Below are 25,987 nucleotides of genomic sequence, written 5' to 3'. Positions count from 1 at the left end.
CTAGCCTGCCGTAACTTTAGGTGGGTCGAGGGAGCGAAGCTCCCCGTCGCAAGGACGAGCTGTGCTCGTCCGCGAAGTTAGGATCAAAACGGATACGTCAAGCAGCAGACGCGACCGACCTTTTCGTTGTAGCTGACGTCGAGCTTTAGATCGTATAGTTTGCTTAAAATTTCACTTTTTATGATCTGCTCGGCCTTGCCGTATGCGACCTCGCCGCCGCCTTTTACGAGCGCGACGTATCCACCTAAAAGCAGCGCGAAGTCGGGATTGTGCGTGGCCAAAACGACGGTGTAGCCGTTTTTTAAAAGCTCCTTCGTGGCGCGGAGGAATTTGTATTGGTTGGCAAAGTCTAACGCCGAGGTGGGCTCGTCGAAGATCACGATCTTAGGCTCGCTGCAAAGGGCGCGCGCGATGGATGCCATCTGCCTCTGGCCGCCGCTTAGGCGCGTGATGATCTTGTCTTTTAGGTGCCAAATTTCAAGCATTTTCATGTAGCGCTGCGCGAGCTTGTAGTCGTTTTCGCTCGGCTGCGAAAAGATCCCGATATGCGCCGTGCGCCCCATCAGGACGTATTCGAAGACGCTGTAGTCGTACTCGCAGACCTCGCTTTGCGAGACGTAGCCGATGATCTCGGCGCGCCCTTTGGCGCCAAGGCTCGCCATATCCTTGCCGTCAATTGAAATTTTACCGCGCAGAGGCTCAAGCGTGCCGCTGATTAAATTTAAAAGCGTCGATTTGCCCGCACCGTTTTGCCCCAAAATCGTCAGCATCGCGCCCGCTTCGAGGTTGAAATTCACGTCGCGCAGCGTCAGAGGAGCGGATTTTACGTAGCCGAAGTCTAAGCTCTCAACCCTAACCATTTAGCTTCCTTTTGTTTTTAAGCAGGATGAATATAAAAAATAGCGTGCCGATAAAGCCCGTAAGCACCCCCAGCGGGATCTCGCTTTCATTTATGCTGCGCGCTACGTCGTCTACGATGAGCACGAAGATCGCGCTTAAAAATATGCTCGCGGGGATCGCTTTGGTGTTGCTCACGCCCACGATAATGCGCGTTAGGTGCGGCATCAAAAGCCCCACCCACGCGACTATACCGCTGATACACACGCTGCTTGCGGTTAGCAGCGTCGCGCAGACGATGATGATGCCCCGCTCCATGACGACGTTTACGCCCAGCTTCGCCGCGGTCGCATCGCCCATGGATAGGACGTTTATGCGGTAGCTCATCAGTACCAAGATAGCGATACAAACCCCCATCACCGGCGCTATCATCGCTAGCACGGAGGGATCGACCTTTGCGAGGCTTCCTAGCTGCCAATACACGATGTCTGCAAGCTTCGTCTCGGGATCCGCCATAAATTTTAAAAATCCGATCAGCGCGCCCATCAGACCGCTTACGATGATGCCGGCAAGCACGAGCATTATGGTGGCGCTCGAACGAAGCGCGCGCGTGATCAGAAGCGTAATGCAAACCGCCGCAAGCCCGAAAACAAAAGCGAAAAGCTGGATCAAAAGGATATTTAGATCAAGCAGGATCGCGATCGCTGCGCCCACGCAAGCTCCCGCGCTAACGCCTAAGAGATCGGGCGAGACGAGCTGGTTTTTAAAGACGCCCTGATACGCCGTGCCGCTGATGCCCAGCGCCGCACCCACGAGCACCGCAGCGATGATGCGTGGCAAGCGCACCTGCATGATGACGTTGTGGACGTTTTGCGCTACCTCGCCGCCGCTAAGCGCTTTTAAAACCTCGTCGATGCTTAGGCCGAAGCGCCCTATACAAAGCGATATCGCGATCGTCGCGATCGTCGCCAGTATCAGCAGCACGAGCATAAATTTAAAATTTTTCATACCTTCCCTTGCTTTAAATTTTTATCTTTTGCCTTAAATTAATCTTTGAAATTTTGCCTCGTTGAAACCTGCTTAAATTCCGCTTTATATTCCACCCTCCGGCTCGTAGGTGAAAGGCTTGCGGTAAAATTCCTTAGTGATAGCTCCAAGATCAATATTTCAGAAAGGATCCGGATGAAAATTTTAGCCGCCTACAAGATTTGCAGTGACGTCCTCGCGCCCGTGCGGTCCCAGCCGAAAATGTTTGCAGGCGCAGCACAGACGCACTTTTGCTGCACCGCCTCAAGCTGCGAAACGCAGGACTTGACAGCAGAGCCTCCGCCTCGTGCGACGTCTTCTGCCGATGATGACGCAGAGACTGCAGCGGCTTTGATTTATGCATCTAAATCCTTAAACAGATGTGGCATTTTAGCACATATCATATTAAATTTTTATGATTTTAGCTTTCATATACGCGGGCGAATTTAATGGCGTACAGCTCCGTGCAATAAGGCTTTTAAGCGAAATTTCGCTTGCGGATTTCAGATGAACGTCTACGAAATTTACGCTGAGATGGAATTTTAAAATTTCATCCGTTCGCGAAAGATAGACTTGAGCCTGATGACGGAATTTGCCCGGCTAAATTCCGCCGATTTAGCGGCAGATGTGGCGCGCGGCGAAATTTTATGCAGGATTTGAAGATTTGATTTAAAATTCTACGAACGGATGCTGCGCGAAAATTTTCTCTTTATATGACCCCGGTTTTGCTAGCTACTTAGTCGTAGAATTTTACTTGCCGTTTGGATGCGGGATTTTATTTGTCCGCAAGAGGGTTAAATTTTACCGTGAAATTTCGCATCGTTTAAAATGCGATGCGAAATGAATCCATCCGTCGCTACTGCCAGCCTAGGGCTTTGCGTTTTAAGCGCATGTCGCTTACCATTTTTAGCGCAAGTGCGACTGGATCGGTATCTACGTGCATCACAGAGCCAAGCGCACGCCTGGTGCCCTCTTTGAAAAAGTGTATGACATTTGCGGAGCCGTGGATTTGATACTCGACGCAGTGATACGAGTCGATGCCCATTAGGCGGAATCCGAGCGAGGCATCGACGCCCTTTTCGTTCGCCCACTCGGGAGAAGTGAAGGCAAGCGGCAGCTCGTAGAGATTTTTGTCTAGCACCCCTGCGATACCTGCGAAAATTCCGCTGGAGCGAGTATTATCGATACACTCACCCACGTGCCAAACCGGCGGAAGCTCATCTTTTTCTAAAAATGCCCGCAGCGACGCGCCTGCTTTTTTATACGCGCTTTTTTGGCAAAAGCCCAGCTTCATTAGCGGAAACGACGCGCAGCCGTTGGTTAGGATTAGGACGTTATTTTCGATTAGGGTTTGTGCGACATCTATGATAGCGCGCTCATAAGGCACTTTAGGATTGGTGCAGCCGACCATATTTACGATGCCTAAAATTTCACCGCTTTTTAGCGCGTGCGCTAACGGCCCCATACCGCCGTAGTGTTTATGGACAAATTCTACCGAAAAGCCAACTTCGGCCTCGACTTCATACGGTGGGATATATACCGGTAGCCCCTTACGCTTTTCGTGAGATTGCAATGCGCGGTCTAGAATTTTACGCGCTAAATTCCTAGTTTCGGCGATATTACTATGGTGGTGATCGTAGCCGATATGTTCGGCTCCGGGAAGCCTAGCTGATGAGCTCGTGGTAACGACCTTGGTCTGGAAGCAGTTAGCTACGTCCATGATCGCAGGATAGACATCTTGGACATCAGCGACCCACAGATCAAGCACTCCTGTGCCTATGACGAGTTCGGCAGTTACGGCGTTTGAGAGCGGCACAACGCCCCAGTTGCGATACATCGCCGATAGCCCAGAACAGCACACGCCGTAAAATGCGATCCCCTGCGCGCCTATTGTGCGAGCCTTGTCTTGGTACTCTTTAGAATTTCCGATCTCCACTATTAGGCTTACCAATGTCGGCAGATGTCCGTGCACGGCGATATTGACCCAGCCTTTTTTAAGCGCGCCCATATTGCTTTTGGAAGTTACGCGATCCCCTACGCCAAATAGTGCATCCGTAGCGATATTCGCAGCTACTACGCCGGTGAATGTAAAAGCAAGCCCGCAGCGCAAAAGATGCTGCATCACGCTGCGCCAGTCTCCGTCCGTGCCTACACCCGTTCGGTGATACGCCTCAAAGACTTCGTTATACGCACTAATCGGCAAGATATCCAGCTTGCGCCATACCTCTTGACGCTCCTTGGGTGCGAGCGCAGTGATGGTTTTATACTCGCCGCTACTTTGTGAAAGATCTGTTAAAAGCGTATCGGCAAGCTCGATCGCTACCTCTTTTAACTCTCTGCCTTCAGTTGGAATTCCAAAGGCTTTGGCGGTATTTATGATTTTGTATTCGCCTATGATTGGCAGATCTAGCTTACCCTGTGCCGCCCATTTTAGCGACAGTAGAAGCTCTCTGGCGTGCGCGCCGTGTTGAGCTACGCCCGCAGCTACTTGGCGCAATAGATTGCGCGACACGATGAGATCGGCGTCCGCACCGCAAGTGCCGCGATCGGCCTTTTTAGTAATTTTGCAAGGTCCCATATTGCAGATCTTACAGCATACTCCGGTAAGTCCATAGCTACACATCGGCATCTGTTTATCGAAGCGATCAAACGCCGTATCTACGCCGATCTGCTCCATCCTAAGCATCATTTCGCGCACGGCAGGATCAGGGGTTTTCTCAAGTACTTCTTGCTTTGTAGGGAAGGTCTTTTTGTATTCAAGCACCGCTTTCATATAATCCGCTGTAAATTCCGCCTCATGAAAATGCTCGAAAAGATTGCCCTGTGCGTCTTTATGTGTGTGCGGACTAGCCTCTGCGGGCACTAAAACTTTTGGGATACCGTGCTCGTCAAATCCAATAATCGCACGATGAGAGTGGGGCTTGTGATCATGGCAATGTTTGTCGTGCTCATGCGAGCTGATGGCGGAATCCTCGTCGTGCTCATGCGAAGACGCTGCAGAATTTGCGCCGTATTCGTGCAAATAAGCTGCGAGGTTTTCTTCTTGATCGTGTGGGTGGGTCGCAAGATCTTCGTTGTGTAGATGCGAGTGGATTGCGGAGCTATCGCTATGCTCGTGCGAGCAAGAGAAGTGGTCTTTGCTGCTTGGGCTCTTCGCAGGATTTGAGATGGAATTTATCAAAGAATCAGCTATGGAATTTATCGTAGAGCCTATCGCGGAATTTTGGGCGTTGCTTGCGCCTTGAGCGCTTGAGTGCGCCGCAAAGTTCGCGGTTGAAGCAGAGCTTGCGCTATCATCGTAGCCAGACGCGGAATTTCTGGCTTCGCAGTCGCACTCGTCGCAGGAATTCTCACCTGCGGCGCGATTTTTAGAAATTTTGTTGCGAGCATGTGAGGCGGAAGTCGTAGAGTTTGCGGCGGAATTTTTAGCAGTGCTTGCACTTTTATCAAAAACGGATGCGGCGGAGCTTTTGAGCGCGTCTGCGACGGAATTTTTTCCCGTATTCGCAGCGGAATTTTCATCCGTCGCAGCTTTCTTGCGTGAGCCTTTTTGTTTTGCGATTTTGTCGTTTGCCATGACGTCTCCTTAAAATTTATTTTAAAAATAAGCGAGAATGTAGCCCTCAATAAATATACTGAAAAACTACACTATCTAATTCTTATAGATAAAATTTAACGTGATTGTATTTTTTAATTGCTTTAAATTCCCTTAATAGCGCACTAAAATAAAAGATAAATTTTTATGAATAAAATATACTAAATAACTTAGTTTAAATTTCGCCAAGCGGCTCGATCATCTTAGATAATCGATTAGCTTGGCGGAGATTTCGCGAAACTGCAAAATTTTATGCCCCTTTTTCTCGCGCATGAAGTCTTGCGCGTCGCGCAATCTCGCAAATGTAATGAGATCGTCGCCTCTGGCGCTTTGCAGTACGCTGCCGAATACATAAAATGCGTCCTGCGCCCGCAAAATTTCGCCGCTTGCGTAATCGGTGACGTAAAGCTCCGCGTCGCCGAAATTCGCGTCCGTAGAATTTGCCTCGCGGGAATTTGCGCTAGCGGAATTTGCCTCGCCTAAATTGCCGCTAGCTGGATTTTTGCTCACAGAATTTGCTTCCGAAGAATTTTCATTCGCAGAATTCGCTCCAGCAGAAGTGCCGCCGAAATTCGCGCCCGAGCTCCCACTTTCAAAAAAATATGCAAACATCGCCTTGGGCGAAGCAAACGCTAGCGCGCTGCCGTCTTTAAGCCTCGCGTAGGCGCGAAATTCGGGATGCGCGCTAGTATCGATGTCGTATTTGGCGCAGGTGGGATTTACGTCTTTAAGCCACGCAAGATCGCGCGCAGGTTTGGAATTTTGCGCCGAATCGGAGCCTGTCTTATCTGATGTGCCTAAATTCTGCGCCGAGCTAGAGCTTTGCGGCGCGGAATTTTGTATCTCCACTGCGCCGCAAAGCGCTATAAATGCCGCCAAAATGAGTGGAAATTTCACGCTAAATCCTTCGATCTAAAGATAAAATAGCCCAAAACGAGGCTTGCCGCGCCCAGCGCAATCGGATAGAGTAGCGAAAAGGCGATGAAAAGCCCGCGCCCGAAGTGATCTAGGATAAAATACGCCGTCGTGCCGATGACCGCAAGATCCGGATCAAACAGGCTGATAGCGGCGATGCGGAAGTCCTCCATCGGGTTTGCTAGGGCAATTGCGAAAATGAGATTTTCGTTCACGCCCGTTTTGGCAAGCAATCCGATCAGCACGAGATCCAAAAACGCAAGGCAGAAAAGCCAGACGAAAAATGCGAGCCCAAGCCCCATCTCTTGGCTTTTTGAAACGGCGCAGATCAAAAACGCGATCCCTAAAAACGCCGCGCACAAGCTAAAAAGCAGCCCCGTATAAAGCAGGCAGATCGCCCACGGAATGCCCGTGCCCTTGATCGCACCCCAAACGATCGCCAAAAGCAGCGACAAAAATATCGGCACGAACACTCCAAACAGCCTTCCTAGCGCCTTGCCGTAGTAATACTGCGCCTGCGAGATCGGGAAGCTTAGCAGGTATTCGAGGATGTTTAGGTCGCGATCGGCTAGGATCGCCTTGCTAGTGGTTACGAGCACGAAGACGGGCAGGATGATGATGCAGATCTGAATAAACAGCAGCAGCAGTCGCGAAAGCCCGCTAAAGCCGAGCACGCGCGAGTCGGTCACCCCCGTGATGAAAAACGCCGCCACGAGCCCGCTAAAGATCAGTAGATAGAGTAAAAACCAGCGCGAGCGGAAGGATTCTTTGATATCCAAAGCGGCGATGGTGAGTAAATTTTTCATTCATATTCCTTTATTGCGCCTAGGCGCGCTTTTAAATTTAGATTTCTTACGCGATTTAAACGCTCTTTTAAGCTCGGCTCTGTTTTGCGGCGCGGATTTCGCGACTTTAAATTTCGCCATCCGAGCATTTAAATAAGCGGAGAAATTTTATCCGCCGCTTGCGAATGCGGATCGCGCATAAATTTTAAATTTACGACTCGCTTGCGGCGCTTGCAAACAGCGCGTCGTTTGCCGCCTTCTATCCGTAATCCGCCGCGCTTTTAAATTTAGCCGTTTGGCGGATCGCTTAAATTTCAGCTTTATAAAATTTCAAAGCCGGGCGTATCCCGCGGCATAAAATTTTAAAATTCTAAAAATCTCAAGGCAGCAAGATTCTACGTCGAATAAATTTTAAATCTACGGCGAAATTTTAAATTAGCGAGCTTGCGTAAATTTTAATTCGGCAGAGCGAATTTTGCGCCGTGCGTTAAATTTAACCGCGTCGCGAGATGAAATTTTGCGGCCGTTTTTTAAGCCTGGTTTTGCCTCGCGCAGAAGTCGCGAAGTAAAATTTTATCTCAGCTATGGCGGCGCAGACGGCACGCTAAAATTTTACGCTTTAAATTTAGCGCAAAACATAGGCCGCTTAAAATTTCGCTTTAGCCAAAGCGTCCTTAATGCGCGTGCCCTGAAGGCATATCGTGCGCAGTGCCGTTACTTTCGTGCATCTGCCCCATATCGTGCGGCGAGCCTTGAGAGTGCGCCGTGCTGCCCGCATCGCCGCCCATGCCATGATCTGAGCCGTGAGTGTGCTCCATACTGCTCATATCGTGCTTCGGCTCGCTTGTGCCGTGCTCTGCGGAGTGAGGGTCTTGCATCCCACTCGTGCCATCATGTCCTGCGCTCATATCATGTCCTGCGCTTGCGCCGTGCGCATCGCGACCCATATCGCCCATCCCCATGCCGTGCGAGCCGCCGCCTGCTTTAAGCGCCGCGACTACCTGATTGAAGCTGAAGTCTTGCTTGCCCTCTTGCTTGTTTTTAAACGCGCCCCAGCCAAACGACATAGGGGTTTTAAAACCGCGATAAAAGTGCGCCGTGCGTGCGTCGATAAACTCGCCGTTGCCGCTAGCGTCATTGATGTAAATTTTGGCATCCTTTAGCCAGTTTAGCTTGTCGTTTGTCACCATAAAATCCACTAAGCAGCCGATATCGTCAAAGTAGTGGTTTTTGCCGTCCACGCGCACATCGACGCTGAAGCGGTTGTCGCTGATCGCCATCTGGCAGTGCTCGCATACGTCTCTGTCGTAATGGACGTTGCCGTAGTCTTTCTCGTCGCCGCAGCCTAAAAACGTAAGCGCAATAAGTGCGCAAAGTAAAGCTTTAAACATTTTTGTCATCTACGATCCTCCCTAGATCCATTGAAATCATTCTTTTTACCAGTCCTCCCACTTCCTCGAGCCTATGCGAGATAAAGATCAAGCTCTTATCTTTTGCGTGGTTGTGCAAAAGCGTCTTAAAACGCTCGCGCGCGCTCGGATCGAGATTGGCGGTCGGTTCGTCAAAAATCATCGCCTTGCTGGCTCTGCCGAATGCTAGCGCAATTAAAAATTTCTGCTTCATACCGCCGGATAGCTTATGAAAAGGTTTGTTTAAATTTGAACTCAGATCAAGCTCCATTTCACTGCAGAATTTTACTATATCCGCTCTGCTTGCGTCTGCCGTACGCTCGGCGAAGTAGATGAGCTCATTCAGGCTCAGCTTAAGCGGCGGCGGAGTTTGCGGCACGAAGCTGATACCGCGTAGAGCGCGGCTGCGCTGCTTAAACGAATCAAATCCGTCGATAGCGACGCTGCCGCTTGTGGGTATGTATTCGCCCAAAATCGTCCGCATCAGTGAGCTTTTGCCCGCGCCGTTTTGCCCGACGAAAAGCACCTGCTCGCCGTCCGCGATATTTAGATCGATATCTTTTAAAACGAATTGATCTGCGAATTTCTTGCTTACGTTTTTAATCTCTATCATAGACTTCCTTAGATCATATCTTTTAGTTTATTGCCGATACCGAGTGCGTCTTGGTGACACACGTCGATACAGCGTCCGCACAGCGTGCAGTCGATCCCTTTTAGCATAAATTTGCTCTTATCGCCTAGGTTTTCGGATGCCTTTTTTTTGGTAATATCCAGCACGTGCGAGACGAAGCAGACGTCTTGGCAAACGCCGCAGTGATCGCACCTACTCTTATCCCAAGTAATCTTGCTAAGGCTTGCTTTCGCCGCAAGCGAATAGGTGCTTCCTAGCGGGCATAGATGAGTGCACCACGCTCGCCTGCTAAAAAATACTTCGAGCAAAAATACAAAAACGATCCAAAGCCCCGCGAGCGAAAAGCCGTAGATGATGAAGCGCGATAAAATTCCAACTACGTTAAAAATTTCAAAAACGAGCAGATCGGTAATCGCGCTTAGCGCTAAAAACGCCGCCCAGATCACATATCGCATACCGCGAGGCAGGGTGCGCTCCTTGATGACGTGCTTGGCAATTAGCGTATTATGCAGCTTCTCGCCGATCTCGCTAAGCGCTCCGTAGGGGCAGATCCACGAGCAAAACGCCTTACCGCCCGCGATGAAATAAAATAGCAAAATGGTGCCCGAGCCGATAAGCAGATTTATCGGCAAATCCTTGTGCGCGGCGATCACCTCAAGAGTCGCGAAAGGATCTGCTAAGTGAAAGCCAAGTATCCGCGAGCCGCTGATGTCGCCCTCTAAAATTTGAATATCCGCGCGGAAGGAAAGCACGAAAAGCAGATGCACCAAAAATACCGTGGCGTAGCGCAGAGCCCGAATGCTTGGGCGCCATTTGCCGCTTTTATTTCTAAGCGCGAAGGTCGAGAAAAAGCTCGTATTTTTGATCGTGCATCGCGAATTATATTTATCCAAGAGCTACTCTTTAAATTTTGAAATTTCATCCGCGAGCTTATCTAGGCTCTCGTCGCTTACGTTGGTTAAAAGCCCGCTCATTAGGCTGTTTTTGATCTTGCCCGCTTTATAATCTTTGAGGCTTGCTAAAATTTGATCCTTGCTTTTGCCACCGATCGGCGGAGCGATCTTGCCGCGTCCGTCATCGCCGTGGCAGGGCGCGCAGCTTACCAGATAGGAGCTACTAACCTTAAAATCGCGCTCTTTGACGCTCTGCTGCAAAATTTTAATATTTTTCACGTCCTTATCGTCGATGAGATCGACGCTTTTGCTCTGCGGCGCGGGCTTTGCTTGCGCTTGCGGCTTGACTTCCTGCTGTGGCGCGCTAGAATCGTCCGAACTAGCCATAAAGATCATCAGCGCGATCAGCGCGACGCCTAAAATCAAAGCTAAAATTTTGCCCGGTTTCATTTCTGCTCCTTAAATTGTTTGTTGAACTCATAAATTTCTTTCGCCATCATCTCTATCTGCTGCTCGCTCATGCCGTTTACGAGCTGCACCATAAGAGGATTAGGCTTTTCTTTAAATTTATATTTTTTAATCATATCTACAATCTGCGCGTCGGTTTTATCTAGAAGCGACGGACCGATGATGCCGTTGGCGTAGTCGTCATGGCACGCCGAGCAACGCAGGATAAAATCGTGCCCAAGGCGCTTTTTCATCAGATCGAAATTTAGCTTTTCGTATTGGTTTTTGATGCTCGAATATGCCACGATATTTTTGGTCGTTTCGTTCACATCGCCGTTGAGGTTAAAATTTACATTTCGCTCGCCGTAAAAATCGTAGCTTACGAACTTATCGTCCTTCTTAGGCGCTTCGCCGCTTTTAACGCTGATGCGAGGCTTGGCGGTGGAATTTTGATCCGCTTTCTGCGATGCGGAATTTAAACTCGCAGAATTTTGTTCTGCGGAGCCTTGCGAAACGGAATTTTGCCCTGCTGAGCTTGTCGCGGCAGAGCCTGAATCGTCGTCATCTCCGCAACCGCATAGCAAAAGTGCCGCAGCTAGCGAGCATAGGCGGAATTTAATAGAGTTTTTCATTGTTTTCCTTCATAGATTGATTTGTAATCCGCCCGCGGGATTATCTCGATGATACGCGCCGGGCAGAGCTCTGCGCACGCGCCACAGCCGACGCAAGCGCTGCGGATCTGCGGAGCGAAATGCGCGCCCGCTTCTATCATAGCTATGGCATCAAGCGGCTGCGGGTAAGGGCACAGCGACGCACATAGATCGCAGGGTTTGCCCTCTTTCGCCGCCAGCGCGGAGTTTAACTCGCGCTCCTGCTCGGTCTTGGCGGGCTTTGGGCGCAGATCGCTAGATTTTAAAGCCTGCCCGCGATACGCCAAACAGGCGTCTAAATTTTCGATCACAGCGATACCCATTTTGACCTTTTTGGGCTCGTTCGTTTCGTGGCTGAGCGCACCGCTTGGACAGGCGAGCACGCAAGGAAGCGCGCCGCAAAGATAGCAGCCTCGCTCTTTGGCGTCGATGACGGGCGTGCCGATGTCAAAAAGATGCGTGATGTCAAGCAGATAGATACTGTGATAGGGGCAGACCTGCACGCATTGACCGCACTTGATACAGCTAGAGCGAAAGCTGCGCTCTGCTAGTGCTCCCGGCGGGCGCAGATATAAAGAGGCGGAATCCCCGCTAGAATTTTCCGCAGAATTTTGTTTTATGGAATTCGGCGCGGAATTTTGCCCCGCAGAATTTACGGAATTCCCCGCTTCGCCGCCTGTAAAATTTGCAGAATTTTCATCCGCAAACAAGCTCGCTTCCCCGAGTGTTCCGAGCGCTCCGCCGAGTAGTTTTATCGCTTCGCGTCTATTCTTTATCATTGCCTCATCCTAGGTTTTGGATCTTTTAGCAGTAGCTCAGGCTCTGAAAACGGAGCTAGCTTGGAGATGAAATTTAAAAGTGCGATCCCGCTGGAGCCGTAAAAAAACCGCACATTCGGTTTATACGCCCAAAGCCTATCCGCGTAGGCGTATGAGCTGTAGCTAACGTCGCCGTAGCCGTCGCCGTCGCGATCAAATCCGTCGTAATCGTCGAAGTAGTTGCCACTCCATTCGTTTTGCAAGAGCTTGGATTGAGGCGTATCGTTTAGCACGATCTCCATATTACCTTTAAATTTATTGTTTTTAAATACGCTTTTTAGCTGCGTGGCGTGGAATTGCACGCCGATGCTGTTGTATTCAATATCATTGTTTTCAAAAACGTTAAGCGAGCCCGGCTGATATGGGGATTGATCCAGATAAAATCCGCGGGCGTTGTAGATGACTTTATTATCCGTAACCCTGAAATTTGAGCTATCCTTCATACCGATACCTACGCCGTAAGCGCCGTCTGCGTTGCGCACGATGTTACGCCTAGCTATATTGTCACTTGAAAACATAAAAAATAATCCCACGCTGTTGCCGTCGTAGTAGTTATCCTCTACGACGTTATGTCCGGAGTTCATAAAGTGCAGAGAATAACGACAGCTATGGCCTTTATTGCCTGCGACGAGATTGCCATTAGAGAAGTAAAAAACGGTGTCGCGGACGTTGTGGACGTCGTTATTTAAAATTTTATTGGCATTGGAATACCAAAGCTTGATGCCGTCGCCTTTGAAACTCGTGCGGTAGGCGTTACTTGAAATTTCGTTGCCCTCGATCGTTACGTCGTTTGCCTTGCTTAGCACGACGCCGTAGAGTACGTCTTTGATGAGATTATTTTTTATGATTACGCTGTTTACGTCGCTTACGTTGATCCCTGCATCCTCGCTAAGATGCTCGAAGCCTCCGTTTTGAATTGTTAAATTCTTGATTGTAACATGCGGAGAGCGGACGCGGATGACCGTTCCGTTGCGATCACCTATGATCACGGCAGAGCGGTCTAGTCCGTCGATAGTAAGGGGTTTATCGATTAAAATATTGCCGTGGTACTCGCCCGTGGCTAGTTCGATAATATCGCCCGCTTTTGCGCTATCGATCGCGTCTTGAAGCTCGCCCGCGCTTAAGCTTAGCGCGAGCGAGAATGCTAGAAGCAAAAGCCTCATCTATGCTCTCGTAGGAATTTTTTCTTAGATAGTAGAGCTAACGCCGATAGCAGCGACAGGGCCAGCATTAGCCAAAAGCCAAGAGCCGGATATGAATGGGTAGTAAAATGCGCTACGCTGCCGTCGCCAAACGCCGTAGGCATAAAAGGCTTTATTTTAAACGCACCCCAGTCTTGCAGGTTGTGCCCGAACCAATACAGCCAGCCCACATAGCAGCCGATGAAGATAAGCGGCGCAATGATCGGCAGGATCATAAGCAGAGTCTGCCCCTTGCCGTCGTAGTACAAAAACGCAAGCATGCCGATCGTCGCGATTATGAGATAATACGGCGATAGCGAGTGCTCGAGCGTGCCGCCGCGCCAGACGGGATACATGCCGATATAGTGATTTAGGGTATTCATCTCGCCGACATCGCCGCTAAAGCCGTCAACGTGGACGTAAAGTGGAATTCCATCGGGGAAAGCCTCTTTTGGATAGTTTGGCGCTTCAAGTGAAATTTTCCACACCGGTATGCTAGGTACGCCCACTTCAAATTTATGCTCCAGCATCGCGCCTAGATCGTTTTTAACATCACTAGGAATTAGGTGATTTTTATACGATGCTTTTGTATAAAAATTCCATATCGGTGCGGAGTATGCGGGCAGCTGCGAGACGCTGCTAACCTGCCCCGATACGATTTTGCCTTGGACTTTGAAAAATCCAAGCGTAGGGATGGTAAAAGCGACCGTCATAATAAGCAGCGCTAAAATCGCGTAAATTTTATATTTTGGCATTTCGTCTCCTTTAAATTCTCCCCCTTGCGGGGGAGAGTGGGGCTAGTTAAGACCCGCGTTCTCATCGACCCATTTTAGGTATTCGATGATATCTTTGATCTCTTCGTCTTTCATATGCTGATTTGGCATGCGAAGGTTGAAGTAATTTATCATAGCCTTGACGTAGTCGTCTTCGTAGAATTTGGCAGGGTCTTTGATAAAATCGGCTACCCATTTCTCGCCGTTTTCGTGGCGAAGTAGGACGCCCGTTAGATCAGGACCGGAGCTTACTTGACCGATTACGTGGCAGCCGTTGCAGCCTCCGCGTAGGTAAGCCTTCTCGCCGTTAGATGCAGCCTCGCTCATAGGAGTGGAGAGCTCGCGGATCAGGTTGTTTTTAGCGCGAAGTCCGACATCTGCGGTTTTTACTAAATACTGCCAAACTTGACCTTCCCAAAGTATCGCGCCGTTCATATCGCCGGCTTTTACCGCGGCGTCTGCCTTGGCTTTGGTTTCAGGAATTTTGCCGTATTGATCCAGCGCGTCATCGACTAAAGCCTTGACCTTAGGATATTTTTCGTAGTTTTTCTCTTTTAAGAATTTAACGACTGATTGAATAACGTCGTCGGTGGCTTTATTCGTAGCTACTACCTTATCGTATTCGGCTTTTAGAGCTTCTGGGCTAAGAGCTTTTAGCATAGAAGCTTTAGCTGAAGTGTATTTTTTATTCGGATCTTTTACATATAGATATCCAAACATCTCAAGGTGCAGCGCAGAGCAGAATTCTGTGCAGTAGAAAGGAAATACGCCCTCTTTATCTGCGATGAAATTTACGCTCGCAGTCTTACCCGGCTCAAGCGACATATGCAGATCGTAATCATCAACCGTAAAGCCGTGAGTTTCGTCCTCGGCACGCTCTAAATTTGTCATATAGATCGTTACGTTATCGTCCTTATTAACCTCGATGTGCTCAGGATTAATATGGCTGCGGATCGCTGTAGCATAGACTTTTACGTTTTTGCCGTCGCGCTCGATGCGCTCCTGACCTGCTAGCGTCATAGCAGGGTGCTGCTTGCCGGTACGAGAGTTTGTTCCCATAGTATAGGTAGGTTTCGTATGAAGCTTACTGGCTGCGATAGAAACTACGTCGTGCGGCTCACCTAGACCGATAGGAAGATCGTAAATCATCTCCATTTTAGGCCCTGTAATGTCGATCAGCTGGTGATTTTGCGGATGAAGCGGTCCGATAGGATTAAATCTATCGATCGAAAGCTTATCCAGCGCGATTACGTATTTGCCGACAGGCTTTGAGGATTTACCCTCCATAGAATCGAGGTGACCGATATTGTAGTGGACGTTGATCCTATCTAAAACCTTTAGCGTCTTGTAGTTCCATTTTACGATCTGGCTATCGACGTAAAGCGACGTATAGATTATGCCGTCTTGCGAATCGAAGGTATTATGAAGAGGTCCAAGACCAAGTTCAGCTTGTCCGTGAAGCGTCTTTTGCATATCTAAGATCGGAATTCCGTATGGATCCTTGCCTGCATATTCTTTCTTATCAATTAGCTCTTTAATCTTTTTGAAATCATAAACGCTAGCGTGAGTATCTAGTTTACCGCCGATGATGATATAGCGGCCATCAGGGCTAACGTCAACGCCGTGAGGGGATTTGGCTTCAGGGATCAAAAATAGCGCTCCCGCTTTTACAGCGGCGTCTATTGTAACGATTCTGTGTCCGTTTACAACCTTGTAGTTTTTGCTATCTTGAGCAAGCTTTTCTAGAATTTGCCAGTTATAAACGTGCAAGTAGTCAGTATCGTTGCGGCTCATACCGGCTTCCATAGGAGGCAGACCCTTTTCGATGCCGCCTGTGTACATTTCGGAGTTGAAGCTGTTGGTAAACGCCCAGCCGAAGCTCTCGCCCTTACCTGCGTCGCTTAGATCTTGCATATATGGAGGAAGCTCTAGAGAAAAGGATTTGTTTACGTCGATTTTACCTTTATCGTAGTCAAATTTCCATAGCGTTACCGCACCGCGATAAACCGCCTGATACTCCTCGATCGGGTGCCAGTCGTTATCAAAAGGGGCTGCGTATTGGCTGGTTTCGATGACGTATTCGGTATTAGGCGTTACGAAAGAGCCGCCGTGATCGCTTTTGATTACGGGATTTACGACTATTTGAGTGGTTTCGAAATCTGATAAATTTATAACCGCAATTCTTGGGTTCGCTTTATCGTTGATAAAGAGATAATCGCCCACATACTCGCCGTTTTTTTCGCTGAAATTTGGATGGTGAGTATCGCCCCAGTTGATCTCTTTGCCGTTAATAGAGCCGGATCTTAAGACCGCCTTGCTCTCCTCGTCAAAGCCGTATCCCTGCCAAGGCTCCGGGGTAAATACGCCGATATATTTGTAGATCCTCATCGACGGCACGCCGTAAACTAGCACCTGTCCGCTTTGACCGCCGGAGGAGAACACCATATAATCGTCCTTCCTACCGGTCGGCTGATAGGTCTTAGCCGCCGCCAAAACGTCTTTTTCGCTTAAATTTCGTTCTTTCATCACGCGCTCTAAGTCGCTATCTGCGGCACACAGGGCGCTTGCGGCGAACAAAACCGAGCCCAAAAGCACGGGTTTGAAACTTTTTAACATACTAATCCTTTCTTAGAATTTTAAAATTTTACCTGATTTGCTGACTACGAGGATCGCTTCCCCGTCTGCGTACATCGCTAAAAATTCGCTTTTTAAATCCACAACCTCCTTTAATCCTGCTTTTTGATTTTCGTAAATTTTATCTTTAGTAGCGATAAACTGCGTGCTGCGGGCGCACACGATGGATTTGATCCAAGAGCCCACGCTTTTGCGCTCGCCGCTTTTTAAATTTATAAAATTCCCCTCTATATCGCCCACAAACAGCGTCCCGTCGCAGTCTGCAAGCGCAGTGGCGATAGAGCCGCTTAAATTTTTATCGCCAGCTTCGGCTGAAATTTCGCTTCGAGTTTTAAGCCCCTCGTCTTGAAATTTTACGCCTTTGAATTCTGAGCTTTGAAATTCCGCGCTCTTTGCGCGGCCAGCTTTTGTTTCGTTCGGCTCGGAGCCTTGCACGCTTTTCGCATTATTAAATTCTGCATCTTTAAATTTCACGCTACCAAGCTCTCCCTGCGCGGCTCGATTGGGCGCTGTATCGCTGCCGCTAGATTTAGTCGCGACGAGATCTGCGCTAAAACAGGCTACGCCGCCCCAACTTGCGACGCAAAGTCCGTTAGCGCCTAGGCTAACGGCATTGATCCTGCCGTAATGAAATGAAATTCCTCGCAGCCCGTCGTGGGCGGAATTTTTATTTAAAGATTGCCCGTTTGCGGTGGAATTCTCACCTGGGGCGTAGCCGCCATCCGCGCTGTTATCAGAGTCCTCGTCTAATCTTATTAGTTGATTCTTATCTACTACCGCGTAAATCACGTCTTTTGCGGCATAGATCGCATCTATTTGGGCTGTGCCGCTACGCCCTGTCTTAAGCGCGCGTAAAAACTTTAATCTGTCGTTTAGTACCGCGATTTCGGCTCCACCCCAAGCTAGATAAATTTTGCCGTTTTTAAAATTTAGAGCCGTAATTTCGTTATCGCTGTATTTTTGCGCGAACTCCACATCCCATTTAGCAGTATCAAACATCCTAAGCTCGCCGCCACTGCCGCATAAAAGCAGTCGGTGCGAGCTTGCGTCGAATGCGCCCAGACGTAGCGTGGAGTTTAGATCAAAGCTACCAGCTGCTGCCATCTGCGATAAACAAATCAAAAAGGCAATACAAAATTTTTTAAAATTCATCTTAATCCGCTCTTTGCGGAATGATACTCCCCCAAGGCTTAAAAATCGGTTTAAAGCTTGAGCTATAATGAAATTCTAAGATTTCTTAAAAGTTACGAAATTCTACGATATAAAAACAGCTCTAAGTGAAATTTTATTTTCGCATTTTTGCTATATAAATTCCGCTTTAAAATTATAATTTCAGTAAATTTTTATTTTGACAGATTTTTAAAATTCGCAACGCTCCTTTAATTTTGTTTAAATAAAAAGTTAGTATAATCGCCAAAGTTTTGTTTTAATTTTTACAAAGGAGAAACTATGGAGTTTCTGACAAGTTTGTCTGAAAGCACTCAATTCTTTTTGCAGCTCATTATAGTCTTGGGCTGTTTATTTTATGGTGCTAAAAAAGGCGGTATGGCGCTGGGAATTCTAGGCGGTATAGGCTTAGTGATCTTAGTGTTTGGATTTAGATTAGAGCCAGGTAAGCCGGCAGTGGACGTTATTTTAACTATCCTCGCAGTTGTCGTAGCAAGTGCAACGCTACAGGCTACGGGAGGGCTTGATGTAATGCTTCAAATAGCGGAGAAATTGCTTCGTAAGCATCCGAAGATGGTTTGTATCATCGCTCCAACTGTTGCGTGGACGCTTACAATCTTATGCGGAACGGGACACACCGTCTATACGCTGCTTCCGATCATCTATGACGTAGCTATTAAAAATGGGATTCGCCCTGAGCGCCCGATGGCTGCTTCTACGATCTCCTCGCAGCTTGCTATCATCGCTAGCCCCGTTTCGGTTGCCGGCGTTTCGATGGTCGCGATCTTACTAGGTCAAGGCGTGCATATCGAGGGCTTTAGTACGTATTTGGATCTACTTAAATTAACAATCCCTTCTACTTTCATCGGTATGCTTGCAATCGGAACGTGGTCGATTTTTAGAGGTAAAGATCTAGATAAAGATCCGGAATTTCAAGAAAAGATCAAAGATCCAGAGCAGAAAAAATATATCTACGGCGAAAGCACGACATTGTTAGGTCAAAAGCTTCCTAGGATTAAGTGGGTTTGCATGTGGATATTCTTAGCCACTATTGCGCTAGTTGCGGTTTTAGGTTACGAGAAAAGCTTGCGTCCTGCGTGGACTAAAAATGTCCCGGGCAAATCCGTAGAGATCATCGTTGATAAAAAAACGGTTAAAAATATCACGATTAAAGATGGTCAGGTTATCTCCATGGTAGACGGTGGCAAGGTCGTCTCAAACGTCAAAGAGTCCAAAGCTAAAGATGCGACGAAATTTAATAGCGTCGAAATTTACGACAAAGATAAAAAGCTTACTCAAAGCATCGTCTCTCAAGACGGAAATGTTGTCATCACGACAGGTGATAAGAGCGAAAGTATCGCAAATGCAAGCATAGTCGTAAAAGATACGATGAAAAAGACCACAAATTTAAATATGGTCTTAACCATTCAAATTTTCATGCTTCTTGCAGCATCCATCATGATGATCGCTTCGGGCATAAAAGCGGGCAATATCGCTAAAAATGAAATTTTTCATAGCGGTATGATCGCGCTCGTAGCCATTTATGGAATTTCATGGATGGCAGAGACTATGTTTACTGCTCATATCGAAATGCTTAAAGCGTCGCTAGGTAAGGTCGTTATGGCGTATCCGTGGACATATGTCATTGTTTCGCTGCTAATTAGTAAATTCCTTAACTCTCAAGCGGCGGCGGTTGCTACTTTCGTACCGCTAGCGGTTAGCATCGGTATTGATCCAGGCCTTATTATTGCGTTTGCACCGGCTTGCTACGGATACTATATCCTACCTACCTATCCGAGTGATCTTGCGGCGATCCAGTTCGACCGCTCTGGCACTACGCACATCGGCAGATTCGTCATCAACCACAGCTTCATTTTCCCTGGGCTAATAGGCGTTCTTACTTCATGCGCGATGGGCTTTATCTTCGCTCATATTTACGGCTATTTATAATAGCTATACGCTCGCGGGCATATGGCTCGCGAGCTTTAAATTTCAAATCCCAGCGGCTTTTTAAAATTTTATAAAATTTTGAAATTTTAAATGCTCTAAATTTTTAAATTCTAAAGCTTTCTAAATTCCGTTCATAACCCGCGCAAAGCTAAATCGTTTTAAATAAAATTTACGTTATAATCCCGCCAAATTCCACACAGGAGGCAGATATGCAAATCCCTATCGCATACGGCAAAGATGATCATCTAAGCTTAGAGATAAACGAGAAAAATTTGCTCGGCGTTTTCGATCCAAACCCCGTGGCTAAATTTGACGAAACGGCGCTCATCGCAAAAGCTCTGGCAAATCCGATAAATCAAAAAAGTTTTGACGAGTTTATAGCAGGCGAGCAAAAGATCGTTATCATCGTAAACGACGGTACGAGACCTACGCCGACGGCAAAAATTTTAAAGCAAATTTACCCAAAAATCCGCGAGAAAAATAAAATTTTCATCATCGCCACCGGCTGCCATAGAGAGGGCACGCTTGATGAGTACGAGATGATCTTCGGCAAAGAAATTTACGCGGAGCTTAACGCTAAAAACGAAGTTCACGATCACGACTCCAAGCACGACGAGATGGTATTTTTAGGCGAGTCCAAAAACGGCACGCAGATGTATCTAAATAAAATCGTGGCAGAGGCAAAAAAAGTAATCGTCATAGGCTCGGTCGAGCCGCACTATTTCGCGGGCTACACGGGCGGCAGAAAGGCCTTTTTGCCTGGTACTGCGTCATACGAGAGTATCACGCAAAATCACAAGCTCGCTCTAAGCTCCGACGCGCAGGCGCTGCGCCTAGAGGGTAACCCGGTGCACGAGGATATGATAGACGCGATGAAAGTTCTTGCGCACATCGACGTTTTTTCGATCCAGACGGTGCTTGATAGCGAGCACGGCGTGTATTACGCGAGCGCGGGCGACTTAAACGATAGCTTTTACGACTGCGTGAAAAAGGCAGACGAGGTCTTTTGCGTAAATATCCCGCGCAAGGCAGATATCGTGATCTCGGTCGCGCCCTATCCGATGGACGTCGATCTTTACCAAGCGCAAAAAGCCCTAGATAACGGCAAACTGGCACTCGCTCAGGACGGAATTTTAATCATGGTCGCAAAGTGCCGCACCGGCATCGGACCAAAGCCATTTTTTGATCTGATGGCATCCGCGGATACGCCTAAAAAGGTGCTAGAAAAGATCAGCGCGGGCTTTAAGCTAGGCTATCACAAGGCCGCTAAGATGGCTGAAATCTCGCTCTGGGCGCAAACCTGGGCGGTGAGTGATCTAAGTGACGATGAGATGCGCGCCGTGCATCTAAAGCCATACCACGACATCCAAAAGGCCGTGGATGACGCGCTCGCGCAAAAGGGCACGGACGCTAAAATCATCATCCTGCCGTTTGGCTCGATGACGGTGCCTAAGGCGTAAGTTTGGCTAAAATTTTATATTACGACGCGAGCTGCGGCATCAGCGGCGATATGAACTTGGCCGCGCTAGTGGAGCTTGGCGTGGATTTTGGTTATCTTTGCGCCGAGCTTGAGAAGTTAAATTTAGCCGGCGAATTTAAGCTCGCGCGCAAAAACGTGCTAAAAAACGGCATCGCCGCGACAAAAATCGACGTAGTGCCGCTAAAATCGCAGCCTCACGCCAGAAGCTACGCGGGTATCAGGCAAATTTTAGAGAGTTCAAATTTAAGCCAGAGCTGCAAGCAAAGAGCGGGCGCGATATTTCGCACCGTCGCGCAGGCGGAGGCCAAAGTCCACGGCACAGACGTAGAGCAGGTGCATTTCCACGAGCTCGGCGCGATAGATAGTATCGCCGACGTCGCTGGCGCGGCGATCTGCTTTGAGTATCTTTTTGAAAAACTCGGCGTCTCGCGCGTGCTAAGCTCCAAAATCGAGCTTGGCGGCGGCGTAGCGATCTGCGATCACGGCGAGCTTAGCGTGCCTGCACCCGCAGTTTGCGAAATTTTAAAAGGCATGCCCGTAAGCCTCGGGCGCGCAAATTTCGAGATGACTACGCCCACGGGCGCGGCGATTTTAAAGGCTTACGCGGACGAGTTTGCGGATAGCGCGAGCTTTAAGATAGAAAAGATCGGCTACGGAGCGGGCGGCAAGGACGCAGTGGGCTTTGCAAACGTGCTTCGCGCGATGATCTGCGAGGCAGATGAGGATCTAAGCGGCGAAGGGGGCGAGCGAAATTTAGGCGCTCAGGCGGGCTATGGCGAGGCTTGCAAGCAGATTTTAATCTCCACGAACATCGACGATATGGACGCCGAGAGCTTCGCGCTTGCGTGCGAAATTTTGCGAGAAAACGGCGCGCTGGATGTGTTTAGCCGCTCGATCTTTATGAAAAAGGGGCGCATGGGCTTTGAGCTAAACGCGCTGTGCCGCAAGCAGGACGCGCAAAATTTAAAGGATCTGATATTTACGCGCACGACAGCGATCGGCGTTCGCGAGATGGAGGTTGCTAAAACCGAGTTAAAGCGCGAGTTTGTGCGGGTGCAGACGAAATTCGGCGAGATAGGGCTCAAAATTTCAGGCACCTGCCAAACGCAAAAAATAAAGCCCGAATTTGAGGACTGCAAGGCCGCGGCGCTCGCGCACGGCACGACGATCGAGCGGGTGCGAAAAGAGGCGCTAGAAATCTATGACGAAACTAGAAAAACTAAAGGCTGATCTGCGCGGGCTGGGCGAGCTAGCAGTCGCATTTAGCGGCGGCGCGGACAGCTCGCTGCTGCTGCGCTCGGCACACGACGCGCTGGGTGAGCGCGCGATCGGCATAACGATCAGATCGCCCTACATATCCTCGCGCGAGATCGCCGAAGCCGTAGAATTTGCCCGCGCTTACGGCATCCGCCACGAAATTTTAGAGCTAGGCGTCGCAGAGGAGATCAAAGACAATCCCGAAAACCGCTGCTATCTGTGCAAAAAGGCGGTATTTTCGCACCTGATCGAGCGCGCAAAGGAGCTTGGCTTTAGCCGCGTCGCGGACGGCACGAACCGAGACGATCTGGGCGAATACCGCCCCGGGCTCAAGGCCAAAGAGGAGCTAGGCGTGCTCTCGCCGCTAATAAATTTAACCAAAGCCGAGATCCGCGAGCTATCGCGCGAGCTGGGCTTGCCTACCGCCGAAAAGCCCGGCTACGCGTGCTTGCTAACGCGTCTGCCGCACGGGCGCGAGATCGACCCGCACGAGCTAAATTTGATCGAAGCCGCGGAAAATCTGCTCATCGCAAGCGGCTACGCAAACGTCCGCGCGCGGTGCGACCGCAAAAATATAAAGCTGCAAATGCCCTTTTCTAGCATGCAAAGCTTCCTAAACGACGCGAAATTTAAAAGCATCGTTAGGCAGCTCGTGACGCTTGGCGCTGCGGAGGTGACGCTCGATCTAAAGGGGCTTAGAGAGGATGTTTTGTATGAGAGAGGATGAAATTTTAGAGCTTTTCGCTGGGATAAAAAGCGGCCGCGTGAGCGAGCAAGAGGCACTAAAATACCTAAAAAACTACCCCTACGAGGACGTGGGCTGCGCTAAAATCGACACTCAGCGCGCCCTGCGAAACGGCACGGGCGAGGTGATCTACGGCGAGGGCAAGACGGATGATGAAATTTTACGTATCGCAGAAGCGATCGGCGCGAGAGGGCAAAATATCCTGATCACGCGCACCAACGAGCGGGTTTTTGGGCTGGTGCGCGAGACGTTTTCGCAGGCTGAGTTTAACGCTCGCGGCCGCGTCATCAGCGTCAAATTTAAAGAGCCCGCGCCCACGCAAAGCTACATCGCGATAGTATCTGCCGGCACCGCCGACGGCGCGGTAGTGGAGGAGGCGTACGAAACGGCGCGATTTCTAGGCAACGACGCGCGCAAATTTAGCGACGCGGGCGTGGCGGGACTACATAGGCTGATCGCAAATCTGGACGAAATACGCGGCGCAAAGGTCGTGATCGCGATTGCGGGCATGGAGGGCGCGCTAGCTAGCGTGCTGGCGGGGCTTGTTAGCGCACCCGTGATCGCGGTGCCCACGAGCGTGGGATACGGAGCGAGTTTTGGCGGACTGGCGGCTCTGCTAGCGATGCTAAACAGCTGCGCAAACGGCGTTAGCGTCGTAAATATCGATAACGGATTCGGTGCCGCATATAACGCGAGCTTGATAAATCATCTCTAAATTTACGCCGCCGCGCGGGTCGAATTTAACGGCTAAATTTAAAAGGAAAGCGTTGCGAGAGGAAAATTTAAACGAGCAAAAGGCTGGGCCGAAGAGCGCGAAAAAGCTCGCGCAAAAGGCGCAAACAAAGCAAAGCGCGCGGACGAGGCTAGCGTTTTTAGCCTCGGCTAGCGTAATCTTGGCAGTTGAAATTTACATCGCGATCTGCGTAAAGGGCGGCTTCGTGCGCCACTACGCGGGCGACGTTTTGGCCGTTATCTTGCTTTACGCGTCGGCTCGGGCTATTTTTAGCGAGCCGCCTTTAAATTTGCCGCTTAAAATTTTCGCGTTCGCGGCAGCTTTGGAGCTTGCGCAGTATTTTGGCGCCGTGCAAATTTTAGGCATAGAAAATAAAATTTTAAAAGTAATGATCGGCGGGACGTTTGATCTTACCGACCTGCTCTGCTACGCTGCAGGCTGCGTAATGGCTGGCGCATATGAAAAATTTGAAAGTAAAAACCGACAAAGGAGAAGCGATGTATAAACAAAAAGCCGTGCAAAAGACGACTGAGGTCATGGCGAAATTCGTCGGCTACACGGGCAAGGTGCTGCCTGACGACGTAACTACGAAGCTGCGGGAGCTTAGCGAGCGCGAGACGCAGCCGTTAGCGAAGGAGATCTATAAAACGATGTTTGAAAACCAGCGCCTAGCTAAGCAGCTAGACCGTCCGTCCTGTCAGGATACGGGCGTGATCCAGTTTTTCGTGCGCTGCGGAGCGAACTTCCCGCTCATCGGCGAGCTTGAGGAGCTGCTGCGAGAGGCCGTACTGCGAGTGACGCGCGAGGCTCCGCTGCGTCACAACAGCGTCGAGACCTTTGACGAGTATAACACCGGCAAAAACGTCGGTAAGGGCACGCCGAGCATATTTTGGGAGATCGTGCCGCAAAGCAGCGAGTGCGAGATACACACCTATATGGCGGGCGGCGGCTGTAGCCTACCCGGCAAGGCAACCGTGTTGATGCCGGGCATGGGCTACGAAGGCGTCGTAAAATTCGTCATGGACATAATGACTAGTTACGGCATAAACGCCTGTCCGCCGCTGCTAGTGGGCGTGGGCATCGGCACCTCGATCGACGTGGCGTCGCTACTATCTAAAAAAGCGCTGATGAGACCGCTAGGCTCGCGCAATCCAAATGACCGAGCCGCACTAACCGAAAAGCTACTCGAAGAGGGCATCAATAAAATCGGCCTAGGCCCGCAAGGCATGAGCGGTGCAAGCTCGGTGATGGGCGTGCATATCGAGAACTGCGCCCGCCACCCAAGCGTCATCGCCGTCGCCGTAAACGTGGGCTGCTGGTCGCACCGCAAAGGCCATATCGTCTGGGACGAGCAGCTAAATTTCGACGTAAAATCGCACAAGGAGTTCGCGCTATGAGTAAGAAAATTTTAACCACGCCGATCAAGGCCGAGGATCTGGCCGACATCAAAATCGGCGACGTCATATACCTCAGCGGACACATCGTCACCTGCCGCGACGTGCCGCACAGACGCGTCGTAGAGGAGGGCCGCGAGCTTCCGCTAGATATCAGGGGCGGCGCAATCCTGCACGCGGGGCCGATCATCAGAAAAACGGGCGATAGCGGCAAAGAGTGCTTTGAGATGGTCTCGGTGGGGCCTACCACGAGCATGCGGATGGAGAAATTTGAGCGCGAGTTTATCGCTAAAACGGGCGTGCGCCTGATAGTGGGCAAAGGCGGCATGGGCGAAGGCACGATGAGCGGCTGCAAGGAGTTTGGCGCGATACACTGCGTATTTCCCGCGGGCTGCGCGGTGGTCGCCGCGACGCAGGTCGAGGAGATCGAGAGCGCGGACTGGACGGAGCTTGGGATGCCCGAGACGCTGTGGAAGTGCCGCGTCAAGGAGTTTGGTCCGCTCATCGTCTCGATAGACGCGCACGGAAATAATCTTTTTGAGCAGAACAAGGTCAAATTTAACGAGAAAAAGGACGCGGCGCTAGCTGAAATTTTACCGCAGGTTGGGTTTATAAAGTAGTTAAAATTTAGAGGCTTGCGTTTTAAATTCTACGCCTTAAATTTTTG

The 25,987-nt window shown here is 49.6% G+C and carries 23 protein-coding genes; 8 read left to right on the top strand and 15 right to left on the bottom strand.

Translation table 11 applies throughout. The annotated features are described in order from the left end of the window. Positions 1 to 83 precede the first annotated feature (83 nt). From Q0274_RS08620 to Q0274_RS08550, 15 genes are all read right to left on the bottom strand, one after another. Entirely contained in the window at positions 84 to 860 is a 777-nt protein-coding gene (locus tag Q0274_RS08620) for an ABC transporter ATP-binding protein (protein ID WP_297880193.1), read from the bottom strand. Beyond that, entirely contained in the window at positions 853 to 1,845 is a 993-nt protein-coding gene (locus Q0274_RS08615) for an iron ABC transporter permease (RefSeq protein WP_298028966.1), read from the bottom strand. Before Q0274_RS08615 ends, Q0274_RS08620 begins: the two co-directional genes overlap by 8 nt. A gap of 874 nt (positions 1,846 to 2,719) precedes the next feature. Beyond that, positions 2,720 to 5,440 (bottom strand): carbon monoxide dehydrogenase, encoded by a 2,721-nt coding sequence (locus Q0274_RS08610; protein ID WP_298028965.1) that lies wholly within the window; start codon positions 5,438 to 5,440, stop codon positions 2,720 to 2,722. Positions 5,441 to 5,656: 216 nt separating this feature from the next. Next, positions 5,657 to 6,355 carry a nitrous oxide reductase accessory protein NosL gene (locus Q0274_RS08605; protein WP_298028964.1) on the bottom strand — a complete coding sequence of 233 codons (699 nt, stop codon included), beginning with the start codon at positions 6,353 to 6,355 and terminating at the stop codon, positions 5,657 to 5,659. Continuing rightward, positions 6,352 to 7,179, bottom strand: coding sequence for an ABC transporter permease subunit (locus Q0274_RS08600; RefSeq protein ID WP_291940222.1), 828 nt, complete (start codon positions 7,177 to 7,179; stop codon positions 6,352 to 6,354). Before Q0274_RS08600 ends, Q0274_RS08605 begins: the two co-directional genes overlap by 4 nt. 653 nt (positions 7,180 to 7,832) lie before the next feature. Beyond that, complete coding sequence (locus tag Q0274_RS08595; RefSeq protein ID WP_298028963.1) at positions 7,833 to 8,558, bottom strand: hypothetical protein; 726 nt, start codon at positions 8,556 to 8,558, stop codon at positions 7,833 to 7,835. After that, the gene (locus Q0274_RS08590) at positions 8,542 to 9,180 is read right to left on the bottom strand and encodes an ABC transporter ATP-binding protein (RefSeq protein WP_298028961.1); all 639 of its coding nucleotides are present in this window, start codon (positions 9,178 to 9,180) and stop codon (positions 8,542 to 8,544) included. The genes Q0274_RS08595 and Q0274_RS08590 overlap by 17 nt, the downstream gene beginning before the upstream one ends. An 8-nt stretch (positions 9,181 to 9,188) precedes the next feature. Then, positions 9,189 to 10,091 (bottom strand): NapH/MauN family ferredoxin-type protein, encoded by a 903-nt coding sequence (locus Q0274_RS08585; RefSeq protein WP_298028958.1) that lies wholly within the window; start codon positions 10,089 to 10,091, stop codon positions 9,189 to 9,191. A gap of 3 nt (positions 10,092 to 10,094) precedes the next feature. Then, positions 10,095 to 10,541 (bottom strand): cytochrome C, encoded by a 447-nt coding sequence (locus Q0274_RS08580; protein ID WP_177389178.1) that lies wholly within the window; start codon positions 10,539 to 10,541, stop codon positions 10,095 to 10,097. After that, on the bottom strand, positions 10,538 to 11,170 hold the full coding sequence (locus tag Q0274_RS08575; protein ID WP_298028956.1) for a hypothetical protein: 633 nt from the start codon (positions 11,168 to 11,170) through the stop codon (positions 10,538 to 10,540). The genes Q0274_RS08580 and Q0274_RS08575 overlap by 4 nt, the downstream gene beginning before the upstream one ends. Continuing rightward, positions 11,167 to 11,967 carry a 4Fe-4S dicluster domain-containing protein gene (locus tag Q0274_RS08570; RefSeq protein ID WP_298028954.1) on the bottom strand — a complete coding sequence of 267 codons (801 nt, stop codon included), beginning with the start codon at positions 11,965 to 11,967 and terminating at the stop codon, positions 11,167 to 11,169. The genes Q0274_RS08575 and Q0274_RS08570 overlap by 4 nt, the downstream gene beginning before the upstream one ends. After that, positions 11,964 to 13,169 (bottom strand): nitrous oxide reductase family maturation protein NosD, encoded by a 1,206-nt coding sequence (locus Q0274_RS08565; RefSeq protein WP_298028952.1) that lies wholly within the window; start codon positions 13,167 to 13,169, stop codon positions 11,964 to 11,966. Before Q0274_RS08565 ends, Q0274_RS08570 begins: the two co-directional genes overlap by 4 nt. Continuing rightward, positions 13,166 to 13,942 (bottom strand): hypothetical protein, encoded by a 777-nt coding sequence (locus tag Q0274_RS08560; protein WP_005870834.1) that lies wholly within the window; start codon positions 13,940 to 13,942, stop codon positions 13,166 to 13,168. The genes Q0274_RS08565 and Q0274_RS08560 overlap by 4 nt, the downstream gene beginning before the upstream one ends. 42 nt (positions 13,943 to 13,984) lie before the next feature. Continuing rightward, positions 13,985 to 16,576, bottom strand: coding sequence for a Sec-dependent nitrous-oxide reductase (gene nosZ, locus Q0274_RS08555; protein ID WP_298028950.1), 2,592 nt, complete (start codon positions 16,574 to 16,576; stop codon positions 13,985 to 13,987). Positions 16,577 to 16,588: 12 nt separating this feature from the next. Next, the gene (locus Q0274_RS08550; RefSeq protein ID WP_298028949.1) at positions 16,589 to 17,746 is read right to left on the bottom strand and encodes a hypothetical protein; all 1,158 of its coding nucleotides are present in this window, start codon (positions 17,744 to 17,746) and stop codon (positions 16,589 to 16,591) included. Positions 17,747 to 18,043: 297 nt separating this feature from the next. On the opposite strand from Q0274_RS08550, the gene Q0274_RS08545 reads away from it, so the two are divergent. The 8 genes from Q0274_RS08545 to ttdB all read left to right on the top strand — a co-directional run bounded on the left by Q0274_RS08545 (position 18,044) and on the right by ttdB (position 25,940). Then, positions 18,044 to 19,711, top strand: coding sequence for an anaerobic C4-dicarboxylate transporter (locus Q0274_RS08545; protein ID WP_298028947.1), 1,668 nt, complete (start codon positions 18,044 to 18,046; stop codon positions 19,709 to 19,711). A gap of 209 nt (positions 19,712 to 19,920) precedes the next feature. Further along, positions 19,921 to 21,171 (top strand): nickel-dependent lactate racemase, encoded by a 1,251-nt coding sequence (larA, locus tag Q0274_RS08540; RefSeq protein ID WP_298028945.1) that lies wholly within the window; start codon positions 19,921 to 19,923, stop codon positions 21,169 to 21,171. Between the two features lie 2 nt (positions 21,172 to 21,173). Further along, positions 21,174 to 22,421: a nickel pincer cofactor biosynthesis protein LarC gene (larC, locus tag Q0274_RS08535; RefSeq protein ID WP_298028943.1), complete on the top strand. Its 1,248-nt coding sequence runs from the start codon at positions 21,174 to 21,176 to the stop codon at positions 22,419 to 22,421. Further along, positions 22,393 to 23,175 carry an ATP-dependent sacrificial sulfur transferase LarE gene (gene larE / locus Q0274_RS08530; protein WP_298028942.1) on the top strand — a complete coding sequence of 261 codons (783 nt, stop codon included), beginning with the start codon at positions 22,393 to 22,395 and terminating at the stop codon, positions 23,173 to 23,175. Before larC ends, larE begins: the two co-directional genes overlap by 29 nt. After that, positions 23,162 to 23,908, top strand: a complete 747-nt coding sequence (larB, locus tag Q0274_RS08525) for a nickel pincer cofactor biosynthesis protein LarB (RefSeq protein WP_298028941.1) — start codon at positions 23,162 to 23,164, stop codon at positions 23,906 to 23,908. The genes larE and larB overlap by 14 nt, the downstream gene beginning before the upstream one ends. A 52-nt stretch (positions 23,909 to 23,960) precedes the next feature. Next, positions 23,961 to 24,431, top strand: a complete 471-nt coding sequence (locus Q0274_RS08520; RefSeq protein ID WP_298028940.1) for a DUF2809 domain-containing protein — start codon at positions 23,961 to 23,963, stop codon at positions 24,429 to 24,431. Next, entirely contained in the window at positions 24,424 to 25,323 is a 900-nt protein-coding gene (gene ttdA / locus Q0274_RS08515) for a L(+)-tartrate dehydratase subunit alpha (RefSeq protein ID WP_298028939.1), read from the top strand. Before Q0274_RS08520 ends, ttdA begins: the two co-directional genes overlap by 8 nt. After that, positions 25,320 to 25,940 (top strand): L(+)-tartrate dehydratase subunit beta, encoded by a 621-nt coding sequence (gene ttdB, locus Q0274_RS08510; protein ID WP_298028937.1) that lies wholly within the window; start codon positions 25,320 to 25,322, stop codon positions 25,938 to 25,940. The genes ttdA and ttdB overlap by 4 nt, the downstream gene beginning before the upstream one ends. The last annotated feature ends 47 nt before the right edge of the window (positions 25,941 to 25,987 follow it).

The organism is uncultured Campylobacter sp. (genome assembly GCF_937973075.1).
Taxonomy (GTDB): domain Bacteria; phylum Campylobacterota; class Campylobacteria; order Campylobacterales; family Campylobacteraceae; genus Campylobacter_B.
Note: the sequence above shows the minus strand (reverse complement) of the source record. Positions and strands in the feature narration are given on the sequence as shown.